Below are 17,809 nucleotides of genomic sequence, written 5' to 3' on the forward strand. Positions count from 1 at the left end.
GGCGGATGCCGCGGCATCCGCCCCTTCTGTCTGTCTATGCCTGTATGCGTGTCTCGGAATGCGGGATGCGGGATGCGGATGCGTGACACCGGCCACGCTTCGGCGACGCCCGTGGCCGGTGCAGGCGCCCGGACACGACGAAGGCCCCGGATGGTGAATCCGGGGCCTTCGCTCGTGATCAGTTGGTGCGGGAGATCAGGTTCTCGGCGTCGTACACGTACGTGCCGATCGAGGCGCCCTGCGGGTCGCCGTTCTCGTCGAACGTGATCTCGCCCGAGTATCCGTCGTAGTCGGCCGTGCCGCCTCCGTTGATGATCTCGGCGCAGTCGGCGAAGCTGGTGCACTTCTCTCCGTCGCCAGTGCCACCCGAGACCTCAGCCATCTTCGCTGCGATGTCGGCGCCCTCGGTCGAACCGGCCGCGAGCGACGCGAGCGAGACGAGCACGACGGCGTCGTACGCCTCGGCCGCGTAGGTGAAGTCGTTGACCTCGGGGTTGCCCTCGCCGGTCCAGTACTCCTGCAGACGGTCGGTGAAGTCATCCTCGAGTGCCGGGCCGGGCTTGGTGCCCTGAGCGCCCTCGAGCGAGAACGGGAAGTTCGTGTCGGGCGAAGAGCCGTAGTCCGACAGGTTTCCGTCGACGAGGTAGAACTTGTCCGGCGAGATGCCCGCGTTCACGAGCAGCGGAGCGATCGTCTTGAACTGGTCGAACGACACGATCGCGACGGCGTCGGGGTTCTGCGCCTTGATGGTCTCGACCTGTGCGTCGAACTGACCGTCACCGACGTTGTACGACGCGTCGGCGACGACCTCGCCACCCGCGTTCTCGAACGTCGACTGGATGTTCTCGAAGAGTCCGGTGCCGTAGGCGTCGTTCTGGTAGATCACGCCGAGGGTCTTGTGTCCGTCTTCGGCGATCAGGTTGCCGAGGACCTCGCCCTGCAGCAGGTCGCTGGGAGCGGTGCGGAAGTAGAGGCCGTTGTCGTCCCAGTCCGTGAAGTCGGGGCCGGTGTTCGAGGCCGAGATCTGGAGGATGCCTGCGCTGACGTTGCCGTCGAGGATCAGGCGCGAGACGCCGGACGCTGCGGCGCCGACGATGGCCGTGACACCTGCGCTCTGCAGCTTGCTGATCGACGTCTCGTAGGCCTTGGTGTCGGTGTCACCCTCGTCTTCAGCCGTCAGGTTGATCGTGACACCTGCAGCAGCGTCGTTGACTTCCTTGACTGCGAGGCCGACGCCGGATTCCATGGGCGGTCCGAGGAACGACAGCGAACCGGTCTGCGGCAGCAGCGAGCCGAGCTCGAGCGTGAGGTCGGCCGTCGATCCGCCGCCCCCGCCGTCGGACGGCTCCTCAGAGGGCGTGTTGCTGCAGCCCGCGACGACGATCGCCGAGACGCTCAGCAGTGCGACTCCGGCGAGAATCTTGGCGCTGCGCGAGCGCGTGAATGAGGTCATGATGCTCCCTTGCGTGACTGGCCGTGGATTGTGACCGCGGCCGGGTGCTCTAACACTAGGACTGAAAGGCTTCGCATAGGGGTCGCCGATGTTTCGGTGCGTTAACGATCCGACACCGAGTTCCGCAGACGTGAACCGGGAGTTCAGACCAGTGCGGGCTGAGCGATCCGACGCCCTCGCCGCGCGGCGAGCAGCAGGTCGATCACGAACACGAGGATGGCGACCCAGACGATGATGAACCCCGCCCAGCGCTCGGGCGGCATCGGCTCGCCGAGCACGACCGCGCCGATGATGAACTGCATGATGGGCGTGATGAACTGGATCATCCCGATGACGGTGAGGTTGATGCGTCGGGTGCCGGCGGCGAACAGCAGCAGCGGCACCGCCGTGGCGACTCCCGCGAACGCGAGAAGCACGGCATGCCAGACACCGTGCGTGCCCATCGTGATCCCGGCGGGGGTGGCGGCGACGAGGATCAGCTGCACGACGGCGATCGGGATCAGCCAGAACGACTCGAGGGTGAGTCCGCTGACCGCGTCGACCGCGGGGCCGATCTTCTTCTTGATGAGTCCGTAGACCCCGAACGATGCCGTCAGCGAGAGAGCGATCCACGGGAACTCGCCGTAGAAGAGGACGATCACGATCACGGCGACCGCGGCGATGCCGATCGCGGCCCACTGCAGCCTGCGGATGCGCTCCTTGAGCACGAACACCCCGAGCAGCACAGTGGTGATCGGGTTGATGAAGTACCCGAGGCTGGTCTCGACGATGTTCCCGGAGAGAGTGCCGATGAGGAACACCTGCCAGTTGACGTAGATCAGGACGCCGGCCAGAGCGGTCCATGCCAGCAGCCTCGGCTGCCGGATGATCGCGCCGAACGCCGCCCAGCCGCGCATCACCGTGAGAAGCAGAAGACAGAAGACGAGCGACAGCAGCACCCGCCACGCGACGACCTCCCACGGGCCCGTCGGCACGAGCAGAAGGAAGTAGAGGGGCAGCACCCCCCAGAGCAGGTACGCACCCCCGGCGTACGCGACTCCCGCCGTCTGGGTGGCTCGGGATGCGGCGTTCGTCGGGGTCACCGCACAACCCTATGCCCGCCGTCGAGCGGCATCGCGCCCGCGGTGGTCGTCGACCGGACATTGGCAGGAATCGATGCAACGGTGACGCCTCCCCGGCCGTTCAGCGGCGCGGACGTCTGAGGACGACGGCGACGAGGAGTGCGGTCGAGAGCGCCATCGCCGCATTGAGTCCGATCGCCATCTGCAGCCCGGCGAGAAGGCCGGCACCGGCGAACGCCGCGACCACCGCCGCCATCACCGGTGTGCCCAGCGCGATGCCCGACTGCTGGCTCATCGTGACGAGCCCGGTCGCCAGGCCCTGCTGCTCAGAGGGAACCGCCCCCGTCGCCGTCACGACGTAGCCGACGATCGCGACGAGGTTCGCCACCCCACCGAGGAACGTCAGAATCAGGAGCGGAACCGCCCAGGCATGCTCGTCGGACGCGAAGGCGAGCGGAAAGGTTGCGGCGGACTGCACGATCAACCCGACGACGATCGCCCGCGACGATCCGACCCGTCCGATGACGCGGGGCGCGAGAAGGCCGCCGAGCACGGTGCCGAGACCGAGCACTCCGAGCATCAGCCCGGCCGCGATCGGGGTGTACCCGAGGATCTCCTGCAGATAGATGGTCAGCAGGAAGACGAGCGACGTCTCTGTCGCGAAGGCGAGGAGACCGGCGAGGTTGCCCCAGGCGATCTCCTTTCTCCTCAGCAGTGAGGGTGCGATGAGCGGTTCGGTCGCTCGCTTCTCGGCGAGAGCGAACACCACGAAGAACACGGCGGAGACTCCGAGCGGTGCCCATGTGCCCGGGTCGCCCCAGCCGACGCGCCCCGCGGAGTCGATGCCGAAGACGAGTGCCACCAGAGCGGCTGTCACGGTGATCGCGCCGACGACATCGAGGCGAGCCCGTGCGACGCGCCGCGGCTCGTGAAGGACGAACGCCCCGACGAGCAGAGCTGCAGCGGCCACCGCGACGTTGATGAAGAACGCCCAGCGCCACGAGACGCCTCCGGTGAGCAGTCCTCCGAGCACCGCTCCCGACGTGAACCCCGCTGCCATGAGCGCACCGTTGAGCCCGAGCGCCCGCGAACGCGCCCTCCCCTCGGGGAACATCGTGGTCATCAGCGCGAGAGCCGCCGGAGTGACCATCGCCGTCGCGATGCCCTGACCGACGCGGGCCGCCAGGAGCACACCCGGCGTGGTCGCGAGTCCGCCAAAGACCGACGCCGCACCGAGCAGCACGAGACCGGCGATGAACAGTCGCTTGCGCCCGAGCAGATCCGCCACCCGCCCGAAGAACAGGGTGAACGACGCGGCGCAGACCGCGAAGGCGGTCACGATCCACTGCAGCGACGCGGTGTCGAAGCCTAGTTCCCGCCCGATCGGAGGCAGCGCGACGTTGAGGATCGAGAAGTCGACGGCGAGGGTGAAGTTCGCCGTAAGAAGGACGCCCATGGCGAGCACCTGCGCCGGGGTGAAGCGATCGGTCGAGTGCGGCGCCGTGGCCGCGAGAGTCAGGTCGGTTTGAGTCACGCTCCTCAGCCTCCGCGCCGCCGCGCGGGTCAGCCAGCCCCCTCTCGTGACTAGCACCGACAGGGACAGGCTGTACGTGCGACGGTCATGGAGAATGGCACCATGGATCCGCAACCCGCCCTCGCCGGGCCGATCGCCTCTGCACGGCCGGTGACCGAGCTGGGCGAGTTCCTTCGCTCTCGGCGGGATCGCGTGACCCCGGATGACGTCGGAGTGGCCAGCTTCGGTCGCCGCAGGGTTCCGGGCCTGCGCCGCGAAGAACTCGCCCAACTCGCCGGGGTCTCGGTGACCTACCTGACCCGCTTGGAGCAGGGCCAGTCGCAGAACGCATCCGACGCGGTCGTCGACAGTCTGGCCCGTGCGCTCCAGCTCGACGCCGACGAGCACACGCACCTCCGAGCGCTCGCGCGCCCGAGATCGGCCGCTCCCCGCCGTGCCCGAAGGCCGGAGCAGCCGCATCGAGGCGCCTCGCAGCTGCTGCACGCCATGGGAGTGCCTGCCGTCCTGCTGGGACGTTTCAACGACATCCTCGACTGGAACAGCGCCGGCCACCTGCTGATGGCGGGCCATGTCGAGGTCGATGCCCCGTCTCGGTCGGCGGACCGCCCCAACCACCTTCGGATGCTGTTCCTCGATCCGCACACGCGAGATCTGTACGCCGACTGGCACGAAGAGGCCGTGTTGGCTGTGGCCTCACTGCGCTACGTCGCCGCGCGATTCGTCGACGACCGGCAGCTCGCCGAACTCGTCGGCGAACTGAGCCTGAGCAGCCCCGACTTCGCGAAGCTCTGGGCAGGACACATGGTCAAGCTCTGCACGAGCGGCAGCAAGCGCTTCCGCCATCCCGTCGTCGGCGAGCTCACACTGGGCTACGAGGTTCTTCACCTGCCCGAGGGAGATGGTCAGCGCATCCTCGCGTACAGTGCAGCTCCCGGCAGCGCTGCCGCGGCGGCCGTCGCCCTGCTTCCGTCGCGCTGAGTCCCGACCACGGTCGCCTCACACGATGCGGACACGCAGAAAGGCCCGGATGCGTGATGCATCCGGGCCATCCGAAGACGTTGTCTCAGCGGACGACGACTGCGAGCACGTCGCGAGCCGACAGGACGAGGTACTCGTCTGCGCCGAACTTCACCTCGGTGCCGCCGTACTTGCTGTAGAGAACACGGTCGCCCACGGCGACGTCGATCGGAACGCGGTTGCCGTTGTCATCGATGCGACCGGGGCCCACAGCCACGACCTCGCCCTCCTGGGGCTTCTCCTTGGCGGTGTCGGGGATGACCAGGCCACTCGCGGTGGTCTGCTCTGCCTCGACCTGCTTGATGACGATGCGATCCTCGAGCGGCTTGATGGAAACCGACACGGTCTACCTCTTCTTTCTTGACGCTGACAGGAAGACTTTTCGCACTCTCAACCCGAGAGTGCTAATTCAGTCTAGGCGCTCCGCTGGCACTCACGCAATGCGAGTGCCAATGGGGCGAACGGGCCGCCGCCTAAGCTGGAGGCGTGGAGATCTCCGAGCTGCGCGCCCTGCTCACCCCCGAAGGCCTGAAGGCGCTGGACGAACTCGGCCCCGTCGACGAGGTCGCCGATGTCGCTCGGATCGTGTCTCGGCTGCGCGCCGCCGGGCACTCCCCCGAGCTGGTCTCGGCCGTCGTGGGGCAGGCGCGTCTTCGCGCCAAGGCGAAGGGCAAGTTCGGCGACTTCGCGTCGCGGATGCTGTTCACCCGCGCCGGGCTCGAGCAGGCCACTCGACTGGGCGTCGCCGCACGGCACGCGCAGCGGCTGCGCCGGGCCGGCATCACTCGGGTGGCCGATCTCGGCTGCGGCATCGGCGGGGATTCGCTCGCTTTCGTCGGCGCCGGACTCGACGTCATCGCCGTCGATGCCGACGAGGTGACCGCAGCGATCGCCGCCTACAACCTCGCACCCTTCGGAGACAGCGCGGTCGTGACGCACGGCACCGCCGAGACCCACCTGCCGGTCGACGGCGACGAGACCCAGGCGATCTGGATGGACCCTGCCCGCCGCACCGCGGGTCACAGCGAGACGCGGCGCGTGTCGTCCAATGACTACTCTCCCCCGCTCGACTGGGCCTTCGATGTGGCCTCCCGCATCTCGACCGGCATCAAGCTCGGCCCCGGCCACGACCGGGACTCCCTCCCGGACGACGCCGAGGCGCAGTGGGTGAGTGCAGAAGGCAGCGTCGTCGAGCTGGTGCTCTGGACGAGAGCGCTCGCTCGCGACGGCATCCGCCGATCCGCTCTCGTGATCCGCGGCGAGCGCTCGCACGAGCTCACCGCGGGAGCGGATGCCGAAGATGCACCCGTGCGCGAGCTCGGCGCCTTCCTGCACGAGCCGGACGGCGCGGTGATCCGGGCGCGCCTGATCGGCGACGTCGCACGCAGTCTCGACGCGGGCATGCTCGATGAGCGCATCGCGTACCTCACCTCAGACACGGCGGTCACGAGTCCGTTCGTGCAGTCGTTCCGGGTGCGTGAGACGATGCCCGCCAACCCCAAGGCGATCAGCGCCGTGCTCAAGGCGAATGATGTCGGTTCGCTCGAGATCAAGAAGCGGGGCATGGACATCGACCCGGCCGCCTTCCGCAAGAAGCTGACGCTGCGGGGCGATCGATCGGCGACGCTGATCCTCACCCGCGTGGGCGATCAGCGCCGGGCGATCCTCGCCGATCGGGTGCCCGCGGCCGAGTAGCGTCAGCCGAGGCGGCCCTAGCCGTCGGAGTCGTCGGACGGGATGTCGACCTGGATCGGATCCTGCTTCTCGCCGCCGAGCTCGAGCGTCTCGCCGGGCTTGACGGTCTGCTCGGCCTGCGACGCATCGAGGTCTCCCGAGACCACGAGGTACGACACCCCGTTCGGCGTGTATGCGAGCGTCACAGTCCATTGATCGGCGGGTTGCCCGGACTCGTCGACGGTTGCCCCGCTCACCCTGATGCCGTCGGCGGAGGATGAGACGTCGCCTGCCACGCGGCATTCGACGCCCGCGACGGCGTCGACGATCAGGCAGTCCTGGGCGACGTCGTCCTCGATGCGCTGTCCGTACCAGACGGGGGCATCGCGGAAGTATCCGACGATCGAGAACGAGTACTCCTCGAACCCCTCCTCGACCAGCTGCTCGGCCCGGTCTCGCTCTTCACCCTGGAACTGGGCGAGCCAGGAGTCCTGGTCCGAGCGCCAGCGCTGGACGATCCCGACGACCTCCCCGTTCATCGCCCGCGCCGCCGACGCCCAGACCTGCTCGGCGGCTTCACCGTCCTCGTTCGCGACGATGACGCTGGCACTGATGCCGATGCCGTTCCCGTTGTCGAGATCGGCGGCCGGCTGACATTGGTCCGCCGACTTGTCGGCGGTGTCGAGCGTGATGCAGATCGTCTCGCCCTCGTTCTTGGTCGCGAACCAGACGAGCGCGTCCTCATCGCGTCCGATCGCCCGCAGGCTGCCGGCGTCGAACCCGCCCTCCGCCTGCAGCTCGGCGCGACGCTGCTGCTGTTCGGAGGTCAACGCCACGGCGTCACCGGTGTGCCCGAAGAGAGCCCAACCGACCCCGAGGCCGATCACGAGCATCGCTGCGGAGGCGGCGACGGCAGCCTTCCAGTGCTGTCGGATCGCTGCGCGAAGGCCCCCGGTCCCGAGAGGCCGTCGCCCGTCGGCCCCCTCATCGTCGGGATCCTCGCGACGCATGTCGGAGGCTGGCGCCTCGACGTGCGGGGGCAGCGAGTCCTCTGCCGCACGCGGCACGTCGACCGGGTCCGCGCCCTGACCCCCCGTGACAGCGGCGGCTCGGGCGTTCTCGTCCGGCTCGGCGCGCATCGATTCGAGGTGGACCAGCCTCGACGCTTCGGCCTCGGTCAGGCCGCCGTCGCGCCCGTACGCTTTACCCTGCAGGGCGCGCAGCTCGGCGGACTCACTCTCGTGCAGCATCTTCGCTCTCCCAGCCCTTCGTCACGGTGAGGTACTGCTGACCGTAGCCGAACTGGTACTCGTAGCGGGTCGTCTCTCCGTCGTCTGCGACGTCGAGCACGAGCGTCCGATCCGCATCGGCGAGCATCAGGCTGTCGTCGCATGCCATCGGCGGGTCGGGCATGGACCCGTCGTAGACGAGACAGTATCGCTGGGTGGACGTGTCGATCCCGGTCCAGATCGGCACCTCGTCGTCATAGCCGACGACCAGGATCGTGCGCCGATCCAATCCGGTCTGCTCGGCGAGCGTCGTCGCGGCCTCGGCCTCCGCCTCGCTGGCGAACATCGACGACGACTGTGACGACGTGATGTAGCTGCGGGTGATGACCGCGGGCTCGCCCTCCTGCGTGAGGAACATCTGCGCCTGGATGTCGTAGGTCTGAGATGCGCTCACGGGCTTCGCGAGCGTCGCGGTCACGCCCTGGACGGTCGCCTGCTCCCGCGTCGTGCATGCGGGAGCGGTCGCGTGTTCGTGGGCGAGGACGAGGCACACGTTCGCACTCTCGTTCTTCGTCGCGAACCAGATCACGACGCCCTCTTCCTGGGTGATGGCGCGCACAGAACCCGGGTCGAAGTCGCCCGATGCGACGATCGCACTCTGCCACTCCTGCTGCTGTGCGGTGAGCTGCATCGGGGCAGGACCACGATCGGCGAAGATCAGCCACCCCAGTGCGAGGCCGATGACGGCGAAGACCGCGGTGATCGCGACGGCAAGACGCCAGTGCCGTCGCAGCGCTGCGAGGGCGGAGTCGCCGGGGGTCACGCCGGTGGTGCGGGCCTGCGCGGACACCGGGGCGGCATCTCCCTCGACGACGGCCGATGCGGCGGCCTCGATATTCTCGGGTTCCGGCGGCCGCGGCGCCGCGCTCCTCGGTGCGGTCGGCTCCGTCCCGCGCGTCCTCCCGGTCTCCAGCTCGCGCAGCCGCGCGGCCTCCGCCTCATTCAGCGCACCGGCACGACCGTAGGCCCGCGCCTGGAGAGCCCGCAGCTCGACGGATTCGTCCGCGTCGAGCATCCGCTATCCGAGTCTCTCGAACTGCATCCCGGCCCAGACGAGCCAGCCGAGGCTGTAGACGGTCGCGCACAGACCGAGCACGAGCGCCCAGCGTGCGATGGCGCGGCTCTCGACCGGTCGGCGCAGCGACATGATCGACGCGATCACGGCGACGATGGCGATCGGGATGCCCCAGCCGACGAAGAACGACGAGACCAGGGCGACGACGGCGGCCATCAGCGCCCACGGGGCGAGGCGGGTGTCGTCGACGGCAGACGCGTCGGTCGACGGCGCCCAGTCGGTGCCGCGCCCGATGTCGTCTGCCACAGGCCCGCTGACGACCACCGGTTCGACTCCGACCGGCCCCGTCGGCAGCTTCGTGTATCCCTCGCGGCGCGACCCCGGTATGCGCGCCGAACCCGCCGGATGCTCGACCTCTTCGCTCGGGCGCTCGATCCTGGTCGGAGGCAACGCGGCATCCGACGCTGGTTCTGCGCCCACCGGATCGGGCGTGCGCGGCACGTCGCTCATCACATCACCGCGACGCGCTCGTCGACCTGGATCTCGGTGACCGGAAGGGTGGAGTCGGCTCCGAACGCGAGCGTCGACGGGCGTCGACCCGACGAGATCAGCTCCGCGGCGAGAGCAGCGATCATCGCCCCGTTGTCGGTGCAGAGCGACAGGGGCGGGATACGCACGGTCACCCCCGCCTTCTCGGCCCTCGCGAGCGCGACCTCGCGGAGTCGTCGGTTGGCGATGACCCCGCCGCCCAGCAGCAGTCGCGGCACTCCGAGGTCTGCGCAGGCGGCGAGCGCCTTCGTCACGAGCACGTCGACGACCGCCTCGCGGAAGCTCGCGGCGACGTCGGCGACCGGCACGGGCACGCCGTCGGCCTCGCAGCGTTCGACCCAGCGGGCGACCGCCGTCTTGAGCCCGGAGAACGAGAAGTCGTAGCGGTGCTTAGCCAGGTCCGATGCGCGAGACAGCCCCCGCGGGAACCGGATCGCATTCGGGTCTCCGTCAAGCGCCGCTCGGTCGATCTCGGGACCGCCGGGGTACGGCAGCGACAGGAGCCGGGCCACCTTGTCGAACGCCTCCCCCGCGGCGTCGTCCATCGTCTCGCCCAGCATCTCGACGTCGGTCGTGAGGTCGCGCACGTGCAGCAGCGACGTGTGCCCTCCCGACACGAGCAACGCGATCGTCGGGTACTCGAGAGGCTCGGAGTCGGGGGTCAGGATGTCAGCGGCGATGTGGCCGACCAGGTGATTGACCGCATACAGCGGCTTGTCGAGCGACACGGCGAGACCCTTCGCGGCGCCGACACCGACCATGAGCGCCCCCGCGAGACCCGGTCCGCTGGTCACCGCGACCGCATCGAGGTCGTCGAGCCGCACCCCGGCCTCCGCCAACGCGGCGTCGATCGACGGCTGCAGGGCTTCGAGGTGAGCGCGGGCGGCGACCTCGGGCACGACGCCGCCGTAGCGGGCGTGCTCATCCATGCTCGACGCGATCGTGTTCGACAGCAGCGTGCGTCCGCGGACGATCCCGATGCCCGTCTCGTCGCAGCTCGTCTCGATGCCCAGCACCAGCGGCTCGGTCATGCGGTGGCCTCCTTCGCGGCATCCACAGCCGGCGCGTCTCGATGCGACGAACACGGATGCTGCAGCGCGAGGCGCATCACGATCGCATCGACGTCGTCTGGCTGGTAGTACCGGGGGCGGCGGCCGATCTCCTCGAACCCCTCGGAGCGGTAGAGCCCCTCGGCGCCCGGGTTGTCGGCCCGCACCTCGAGGAACACCTCTCGGGCTCCGCGTTCGGCTGCCGCATCGAGCAGCGATCGCAGCAGCGCGCGACCGCGACCGGCACCACGGTGCTCGGCGTCGAAGGCGATGGTCTGGATATCGGCATCGCGCGACCCCTGCAGGGCGCGGACTCCGCCGTAGCCGATGATGACGCCGTCATTCTCGTCGACCAGATAACGGCCGTGCGGGCTCGCGAGCTCCAGCGCCATGGCTTGGGAGCTCCACGCGTCGGTCGGGAACGAGCGATGCTCTATCGCCATGATGGCGTCGAGGTCGTCTGGCGTCGCTGCGCGCAGAGTCATCGCCCCACCTTCTTCGGCGCTCCGGGCACGATGACATCGGGCTGTCGCAGATACAGCGGCTCGGCCCCCGCGAGCGTGCGCCCCGCGGCCACCGCTCGGGCGCCCACGCGGGCGAGGTCGACGGCAGACAGCGTCTCGACATCGATGCGACGGATGCCGTCGAGGTGCTCGTCCGCATCGACACGCGCCACGAGCACCGTGTCGGCGACCATGTTCGGGAGGCCGTCGGCATCCGTCCCGTCGAAGACCGTGATGGCGACCTCTCGCCGGCGGGCGTCGGTGACGATGGCGAACGGGCCGGTGACGGCCTCCCGCTCGATCGCGGTGAGCGCCGCGGCGAAGTGACTGGGTACGGGGATGACCGGGATTCCGCGGCCCAGAGCGAACGTGCGCGCGGTCGCGATGCCGATGCGGAGTCCGGTGAAGGGGCCGGGTCCCATGCCAGCCACTACATGGTCGATGGATCCGCTTCCGGTCTCGCCGATGGCTCGCACGAGCAGCTCGCCGATGACCTCCGCGTGACCGAGGGGGTCGGCGGCCGAGGCGTCGGACAGACGTGTGCCGTCGTCGTCGATGAGGGCGACGGCGGTGCCCAGAGAGGTGTCGACGGCGAGGATCACCTCTCCAGGGTAGTCGTCGTTCAGCCGGTGATCGCTGAGCGCCCTCCGCGCGTGATCGTCACGTGCCGCGGGGCATCCGCGTCGAGCTCGGAGGGGTCGAGATCGTCGTCGCCGCCGACCGGGCGCTCCAGCTCGATGTCCCACCAGGTCTCGGCCAGGTCCTCAGCCATTCCGCGTCCCCACTCGATCACGACCACTGATCGCGCGAGGTCGAGATCGAGGTCGTCGAGTTCGGCACCCGAGCCGAGACGGTAGGCATCCACGTGCACCAAGGGGGCGCGTCCGACGAGCGAAGGGTGCGTGCGCGCGATCACGAACGTGGGGCTCTGCACGGGGCCCCGCACTCCGAGTCCTTCCGCGAGCCCTCGCGTGAACGTCGTCTTCCCGGCGCCGAGGGGACCGGTGAGGATCAGCAGATCTCCGGCTTCGAGCTGCTCGCCGATGCGGAGGCCGAGCTGCTCCATGGCATCCGACGTCTCGATCTCGAGGCGTCCGAGGAAGGCAGGGTCGACGCTCATGCCGACCTCCGGGGCACGCGCGGGCCGATGCGCGTGACGATCTCGTAGTCGATGGTCGAGGCGGCGTTGGCCCACTCGGCCGCCGACGGAACCCCGAGGGTCGGGTCGCCGAACAGCACGACCTCGTCTCCGATCGACACCGGGGCATCGCCCACGTCGACGACGAACTGGTCCATGGCGACCCGGCCGACGTTGGTGTACCGACGACCGCCGATCGACACCGGCAGGCGTCCTGAGGCGTGGCGCGGCACCCCGTCGGCATAGCCCAGCGGCACGAGCACCAACGTCGTGTCACGCGAGGTGCGGTGGTCGTATCCGTACGACACCCCCGCACCCGCCGGTACGCGGCGCACGGCGGCGATCGCACCCCGCAGGGTCATGGCAGGGCGAAGCCCGAGCTCGGCCGACGAGCGGTCGTCGAAGGGCGAGAGGCCGTAGATGCCGATGCCGATGCGCACCGCATCCAGTCGCATCTCCGGCAGGTCGATCGCGGCCGCGGTCGCCGCGATGTGCCGGATCTCGGGGTGGATGCCGAATGAGGCCGCCGCGGTGACCGCCTCCTCGAACTTCGCCAGGGCCTCACGGTCGTCCTGGGGCGAGGTGTTCGAGAGGTGGCTGAAGAGCCCGATGATGCGCAGTCGTCCGATGCGCTCGAGACGCGCGGCCTCGGCGAGCACGCGCCGCCAGTCGGCCGGTGCGATGCCGTTGCGCGAGAGTCCCGTTTCGAACTTCAGGTGCACGCCGACCGGACGATCGACCGATGCGACGGCACCGGCGGCCTCGAGCTGGTCGAACGACGAGATGCCCACCTCGATGTCGTGCGCTGCCGCCTGGTCGAACCGCTCGCCGGGGGCGTGCAGCCACGCGACGATCGGAGCCGTGATGCCCTGACGACGGAGCTCGACGGCCTCGGGGATCTCGGCGACGCCCAGACGGGTGGCGCCGCCGGCGAGAGCCGCGACCGCTACGGCCGCGGCGCCGTGACCGTAGGCGTTCGCTTTGACGACGGCGATGACCTGCACGCCGGTGAGACGGCGGAAGTGGCGGACGTTGTCGCTGATGGCATCGAGTTCGATTCGGGCCTCGCGGAACGGAACGGTCACAGGGGCTCTCCTTCGGCGACGACGAACGCGGCGGCGAGTCCTGCGTCATGGGTGAGGGTCAGATGCAGTCGGGTGATCCCGCGCTCGGCGATGACCTCGGCGGTCGACCCCGACAGCACGAAGTGCGGGCGACCCGAAGCCTCGGAGGCGACCTCGATCTCGATCCAGTGCACCCCGTCCGAGCCGCCGAGGGTCTTGATCAGGGCTTCCTTCGCGGCATACCTCGCGGCCAGGGAGGGAAGCCGCAGCGCCCGCTCCCCCGGCGCGAACAGCCGCTCCAGAAGCCGCGGCGTGCGCTCCATCGTGCGCTCGAACCGCGGGATGTCCACGAGGTCGATGCCGGTCCCGATGATCACCCGTTCAGCCTAGTCGCGGCATCCGCCTCCTTCGGCTCCCGTCCCGCCCCGGCCCGCCCGGCCCCGCCTGGCCCGCCCGGCCGGCCCTCACAACACGGATGCATGCTCAGATCACACCTGCATGCTCAGATACTGCATCTGGGCCTGCATCCGTGATCTGAGCATGCATCCGTGCGGGAGACCGTCACTGCACGAAGGTTCGGCATCGAGAGTTGTCCACGGTTTCCGCGAAACGGTCGCGCCATCCTCGAACCGACCACGGATGCTCGAACGATGTGGGAACCCTCGGATCTTCTCGAAGCGCTCGGCGGCATAGCCCGGGGCCTGATCATGCAGCGTTACGGGTGCACTCGCACCCAGCTCGCCGCCGCCACACGCGCGGGCGCCATCCGTCGGATCCGTCCAGGGATCTACGCGCTCGGCACAACGGATCCCAAGATCGTCACTGCAGCGGCGCACGGTGGCGCGCTCACCTGTGCCGACGCACTCCGCGCGCACGGCGTGTGGGTGCTCCCCCAGGTCGATGCTGTCGTGCATGTATGGATGGGCGCGTCCGGGCGGAGGCATCACGGACACTCCTGCGGCTGCGTGACACACAACTCCCCCGGGACCGCCGACGTCGGGCTCGCACCGGTCGCCGCAGCCCTAGTTCATGCGTACAGGTGTCTCGATCGGGAGGCCTTCTTCGCCGCGTACGAATCCGCATGGAACAAGCGCCTCATCTCGACGAAGGACCGCGCGCGGATCAGGCGGGAGCTTCCGAAGTCGGCTAGCTGGCTCCTCGATCTCGCGCGTCCGGATGCCGAGAGCGGCCTCGAGTCTCTGCTCCGCCTGCGACTTCACCTGCTCGGCATCCATCTCGAGTGCCAAGTCGTGATCGGCGGGGTCGGCCGCGTGGACTTCGTGATCGAGCGCCGAGTGATCGTTGAGGTCGACGGGCGCGCGAACCACTCGGGCCGGGAGATGCGGCACAAGGACCTCGCGCGGGATGCAGAAGCATCCCGCCTCGGATACGAGACCCTCCGCTTCGACTACGCGATGGTGATCCATGACTGGGATGCCGTCGCGAGCGCGATCATCTCCGCTGTCGGACGGTCGAAGTGGTGACTGCTCGTACAGATGCATGCCGTGAACACAGATGCATGCCCAGACTCTTCATCTGGGCATGCATCCGTAATCCTGACCTGCAGGTGTCAGCCGATCGGCCGCATCGAGACGGCCATGACCGACGCCTACTCGACGGTGACGGATTTGGCGAGGTTGCGCGGCTGGTCGACGTCGAGGCCCTTCGCTGTGGCGAGAGCCATGGCGAAGATCTGCAGCGGGACGACGGCGAGCAGCGGCTCGAACATCGCTCCGGCGAGCGGAATCCGGATGACCTCGTCGGCGAAGGGCAGGACCGCCGCGTCACCCTCTTCTGCGACCACGATCACGCGGGCTCCGCGCGCACGGATCTCCTGGATGTTCGAGACGACCTTGGAGTGCACCACGGCCGAGTGGCGCGGAGACGGCACCAGCACGAAGACCGGCTGCCCTGGCTCGATCAGCGCGATCGGTCCATGCTTGAGCTCGCCGGCGGCGAAGCCCTCTGCATGGATGTAAGAGATCTCCTTGAGCTTGAGCGCGCCCTCGAGAGCGATCGGGAAGCCGACGTGGCGACCCAGGAACAGCACGGAGCGGGTGTCGGCCATCCAGCCGGCGAGCTGCGTGACGTGCTCCTGCTCGCTCGCGAGGACCTTCGCGATCTTCTCGGGAAGGGCGATGAGCTCGGCGACGTCGACGGACGCATCCTGGACGGAGCCGCGCACGCGCCCCACGTGCAGACCGAGCAGCAGCAGAGCGGTGATCTGTGCCGAGAACGCCTTGGTCGACGCGACCGCGACCTCGGGGCCGGCGTGCGTGTAGACCACGGCGTCGGACTCTCGCGGGATGGTCGCGCCCTGGGTGTTGCAGATCGAGAGGGTGCGCGCGCCGCGCTCTCTCGCGTACTTGACCGCCATCAGCGTGTCCATCGTTTCGCCGGACTGGCTGATCGAGATGACGAGCGTGTCATCGCCGATGACCGGGTCGCGGTAGCGGAACTCGTGCGCCAGCTCCACGTCGACGGGGACCCGCGCCCACTGCTCGATCGCGTACTTGCCGACGAGCGCCGAGTATGCGGCCGTGCCGCACGCGGTGATGATGATGCGGTTGATGCCGAGGAACAGCTCGTCGAGGCCGTCGAGCTCGGGGATGACGACCTGATCGCCCTGGATGCGACCGCGGATCGTGTTGGCGACAGCCTCGGGCTGCTCGGCGACCTCCTTGGCCATGAAGCTGGACCATCCGCCCTTCTCAGCAGCGGCGGCGTCCCACGAGACGTCGAACGGCTCGGCTTCGACAGCTGTGCCGGCGAAGTCGGTGACCGTGACGGCATCCGGGGTGATCGAGACGATCTGGTCCTGCCCGATGGCGAGCGCCTTGCGCGTGTGCTCGATGAATGCGGCGACGTCGGAGCCGAGGAAGTTCTCGCCCTCGCCGAGGCCGATCACCAGAGGCGAGTTGCGTCGCGCGCCGACGACGAGTCCGGGGTGGTCCTGGTGCATCGCGAGCAGGGTGAAAGCACCCTCGAGGCGGTTGACCACGGCACGGAACGCACCCTGCAGGTCACCGCCGTTGGTGCGGTACTCCCGACCGAGCAGCGCGGCGGCCACCTCGGTGTCGGTCTCGCTGCGGAACGCCACCCCGTCGGCGAGCAGCTCGTCACGCAGCGAGGCGAAGTTCTCGATGATGCCGTTGTGGATCACGGCGAGCTTGTCGTCATCGGCGAGATGCGGGTGCGCATTCTCGTCGGTGGGGCCGCCGTGGGTGGCCCAGCGGGTGTGCCCGATGCCCGTGTTGCCGTCTGCGAGGGCGGCATCCTTCAGCGAGTCGCGCAGCATCGCGAGCTTTCCCGCCTTCTTTCGCATGCCCAGAGAGCCCTCGCCGTCGATGACTGCGACGCCTGCGGAATCGTAGCCGCGGTATTCGAGACGGGCGAGCCCTGCGAGCAGGATGTCCTGGCTGGGGCGCGGGCCCACGTATCCGACGATTCCACACATGTGGTCAAGAGTAAGGCTGGGTTTTTGCGAAGGTGCCGAACGAAAGCCCCGACCCTGCTCAGAGCTTGCGGAGAAACACGCTCTCGACGCTGTGATCGACACCCTTGTTGAGCACGAGACGCGCCCGGTGCTTGGTCGGCATCACGTTCTCGACCAGGTTCGGCATGTTGATCTCGTTCCAGTAGCCGAGTGCCGTCGTGATCGCCTCCTCGTCGGTGAGGTGGGCGAAGACGTTGAAGTACGACGACGGATTCGAGAAGGCTCCCTCGCGCAGGGCGAGGAACCGGTCGACGTACCACTTCTCGATGTGCGAGGTGTCGGCGTCGACGAAGATCGAGAAGTCGAAGAGATCGCTGACGGCCACATCGTTGGGTGCGGGCGGCGGCTGCAGGACGTTCAGTCCTTCGACGATGACGACGTCGGGGCGCCGGACGACCACGTGGGCGTCGGGGACGATGTCGTAGCGCATGTGCGAGTAGAACGGCGCCCGCACCTCTGCGGCCCCGCTCTTCACCTCGGTGAGGAACTCGAGCAGCGCCCGCCGGTCATAGGACTCGGGAAAGCCCTTGCGCTCCATCAGGCCTCGACGCTCGAGCTCGGCGTTCGAGTGCAGGAACCCGTCTGTCGTGACGAGCTCGACGCGTGGGGTGCCCGGCCACCGGCTCATCAGCTCTCGCAGCAGACGAGCGATGGTCGACTTGCCGACGGCGACGGAGCCTGCGACTCCGACCACGAACGGGGTGGTGGAGTCGTCCTCCTGCAGGAACGAGCTCGTCGCCGCTCCCAGGCGCTTCGTGGCCGTGGCGTAGAGGCTGAGCAGACGGCTCAGGGGCAGATAGACCTCGCGCACCTCGGTGAGGTCGAGGCGGTCTCCGATGCCGCGGAGTTCGACGACCTCGGTCTCTGTGAGCGGCTGATCGAGGCCCGCCGCCAATCGCGCCCATTCGTCGCGCCCGATCTCGCGATACGGAGACAGGGGCAGCGTGGGGTCGACGGTGGTCACGGA

The 17,809-nt window shown here is 68.7% G+C and carries 18 protein-coding genes; 3 read left to right on the forward strand and 15 right to left on the reverse strand.

Features of this window, described 5'->3' with window-relative positions:
- Nucleotides 1-178 precede the first annotated feature (178 nt).
- From RQG82_RS09325 to RQG82_RS09335, 3 genes are all read right to left on the reverse strand, one after another.
- Complete coding sequence (locus RQG82_RS09325; RefSeq protein WP_311258814.1) at nucleotides 179-1,453, reverse strand: ABC transporter substrate-binding protein; 1,275 nt, start codon at nucleotides 1,451-1,453, stop codon at nucleotides 179-181.
- Nucleotides 1,454-1,596: 143 nt separating this feature from the next.
- A complete protein-coding gene (rarD, locus tag RQG82_RS09330) occupies nucleotides 1,597-2,535 on the reverse strand; it encodes an EamA family transporter RarD (protein WP_311258815.1) in 939 nt (312 codons plus the stop codon).
- 100 nt (nucleotides 2,536-2,635) lie between these two features.
- Nucleotides 2,636-4,048, reverse strand: coding sequence for an MFS transporter (locus RQG82_RS09335; RefSeq protein WP_311258816.1), 1,413 nt, complete (start codon nucleotides 4,046-4,048; stop codon nucleotides 2,636-2,638).
- A 102-nt stretch (nucleotides 4,049-4,150) separates the two neighbouring features.
- On the opposite strand from RQG82_RS09335, the gene RQG82_RS09340 reads away from it, so the two are divergent.
- On the forward strand, nucleotides 4,151-5,026 hold the full coding sequence (locus RQG82_RS09340) for a helix-turn-helix transcriptional regulator (RefSeq protein WP_311258817.1): 876 nt from the start codon (nucleotides 4,151-4,153) through the stop codon (nucleotides 5,024-5,026).
- Nucleotides 5,027-5,111: 85 nt separating this feature from the next.
- Here the strand turns inward: RQG82_RS09340 and groES are convergent, their stop codons facing one another.
- On the reverse strand, nucleotides 5,112-5,408 hold the full coding sequence (gene groES, locus RQG82_RS09345; protein WP_311258818.1) for a co-chaperone GroES: 297 nt from the start codon (nucleotides 5,406-5,408) through the stop codon (nucleotides 5,112-5,114).
- A 143-nt stretch (nucleotides 5,409-5,551) separates the two neighbouring features.
- Between groES and RQG82_RS09350 the strand changes: the two genes are divergently transcribed.
- Nucleotides 5,552-6,760 (forward strand): class I SAM-dependent methyltransferase, encoded by a 1,209-nt coding sequence (locus RQG82_RS09350; RefSeq protein ID WP_311258819.1) that lies wholly within the window; start codon nucleotides 5,552-5,554, stop codon nucleotides 6,758-6,760.
- A gap of 17 nt (nucleotides 6,761-6,777) precedes the next feature.
- Here the strand turns inward: RQG82_RS09350 and RQG82_RS09355 are convergent, their stop codons facing one another.
- Genes RQG82_RS09355 through RQG82_RS09395 form a run of 9 tightly spaced genes read right to left on the reverse strand, consistent with a single transcriptional unit; the run spans nucleotide 6,778 to nucleotide 13,723 of the window.
- Complete coding sequence (locus RQG82_RS09355) at nucleotides 6,778-7,989, reverse strand: hypothetical protein (RefSeq protein ID WP_311258820.1); 1,212 nt, start codon at nucleotides 7,987-7,989, stop codon at nucleotides 6,778-6,780.
- A complete protein-coding gene (locus tag RQG82_RS09360) occupies nucleotides 7,973-9,043 on the reverse strand; it encodes a hypothetical protein (protein ID WP_311258821.1) in 1,071 nt (356 codons plus the stop codon). Before RQG82_RS09360 ends, RQG82_RS09355 begins: the two co-directional genes overlap by 17 nt.
- Before the next feature lie 3 nt (nucleotides 9,044-9,046).
- Nucleotides 9,047-9,553, reverse strand: a complete 507-nt coding sequence (locus tag RQG82_RS09365; RefSeq protein ID WP_311258822.1) for a hypothetical protein — start codon at nucleotides 9,551-9,553, stop codon at nucleotides 9,047-9,049.
- Complete coding sequence (tsaD, locus tag RQG82_RS09370; RefSeq protein ID WP_311258823.1) at nucleotides 9,553-10,623, reverse strand: tRNA (adenosine(37)-N6)-threonylcarbamoyltransferase complex transferase subunit TsaD; 1,071 nt, start codon at nucleotides 10,621-10,623, stop codon at nucleotides 9,553-9,555. Before tsaD ends, RQG82_RS09365 begins: the two co-directional genes overlap by 1 nt.
- On the reverse strand, nucleotides 10,620-11,126 hold the full coding sequence (gene rimI, locus RQG82_RS09375) for a ribosomal protein S18-alanine N-acetyltransferase (RefSeq protein ID WP_311258824.1): 507 nt from the start codon (nucleotides 11,124-11,126) through the stop codon (nucleotides 10,620-10,622). The genes tsaD and rimI overlap by 4 nt, the downstream gene beginning before the upstream one ends.
- Nucleotides 11,123-11,746: a tRNA (adenosine(37)-N6)-threonylcarbamoyltransferase complex dimerization subunit type 1 TsaB gene (tsaB, locus tag RQG82_RS09380; protein ID WP_311258825.1), complete on the reverse strand. Its 624-nt coding sequence runs from the start codon at nucleotides 11,744-11,746 to the stop codon at nucleotides 11,123-11,125. The genes rimI and tsaB overlap by 4 nt, the downstream gene beginning before the upstream one ends.
- Nucleotides 11,747-11,766: 20 nt before the next feature.
- Complete coding sequence (tsaE, locus tag RQG82_RS09385; RefSeq protein ID WP_311258826.1) at nucleotides 11,767-12,264, reverse strand: tRNA (adenosine(37)-N6)-threonylcarbamoyltransferase complex ATPase subunit type 1 TsaE; 498 nt, start codon at nucleotides 12,262-12,264, stop codon at nucleotides 11,767-11,769.
- On the reverse strand, nucleotides 12,261-13,367 hold the full coding sequence (gene alr / locus RQG82_RS09390; RefSeq protein WP_311258827.1) for an alanine racemase: 1,107 nt from the start codon (nucleotides 13,365-13,367) through the stop codon (nucleotides 12,261-12,263). The genes tsaE and alr overlap by 4 nt, the downstream gene beginning before the upstream one ends.
- Nucleotides 13,364-13,723, reverse strand: a complete 360-nt coding sequence (locus RQG82_RS09395) for a holo-ACP synthase (protein WP_311258828.1) — start codon at nucleotides 13,721-13,723, stop codon at nucleotides 13,364-13,366. The genes alr and RQG82_RS09395 overlap by 4 nt, the downstream gene beginning before the upstream one ends.
- 273 nt (nucleotides 13,724-13,996) lie before the next feature.
- Here RQG82_RS09395 and RQG82_RS09400 point away from each other — a divergent pair, with 273 nt between their 5' ends.
- Nucleotides 13,997-14,830 carry a DUF559 domain-containing protein gene (locus tag RQG82_RS09400; protein WP_311258829.1) on the forward strand — a complete coding sequence of 278 codons (834 nt, stop codon included), beginning with the start codon at nucleotides 13,997-13,999 and terminating at the stop codon, nucleotides 14,828-14,830.
- 125 nt (nucleotides 14,831-14,955) lie between these two features.
- Here the strand turns inward: RQG82_RS09400 and glmS are convergent, their stop codons facing one another.
- On the reverse strand, nucleotides 14,956-16,803 hold the full coding sequence (gene glmS / locus RQG82_RS09405; RefSeq protein ID WP_311258830.1) for a glutamine--fructose-6-phosphate transaminase (isomerizing): 1,848 nt from the start codon (nucleotides 16,801-16,803) through the stop codon (nucleotides 14,956-14,958).
- 58 nt (nucleotides 16,804-16,861) lie between these two features.
- On the reverse strand, nucleotides 16,862-17,806 hold the full coding sequence (gene coaA, locus RQG82_RS09410; protein ID WP_311258831.1) for a type I pantothenate kinase: 945 nt from the start codon (nucleotides 17,804-17,806) through the stop codon (nucleotides 16,862-16,864).
- Nucleotides 17,807-17,809: the final 3 nt, after the last annotated feature.

The organism is Microbacterium sp. WCS2018Hpa-9, from assembly GCF_031843745.1.
Lineage (GTDB): Bacteria > Actinomycetota > Actinomycetes > Actinomycetales > Microbacteriaceae > Microbacterium.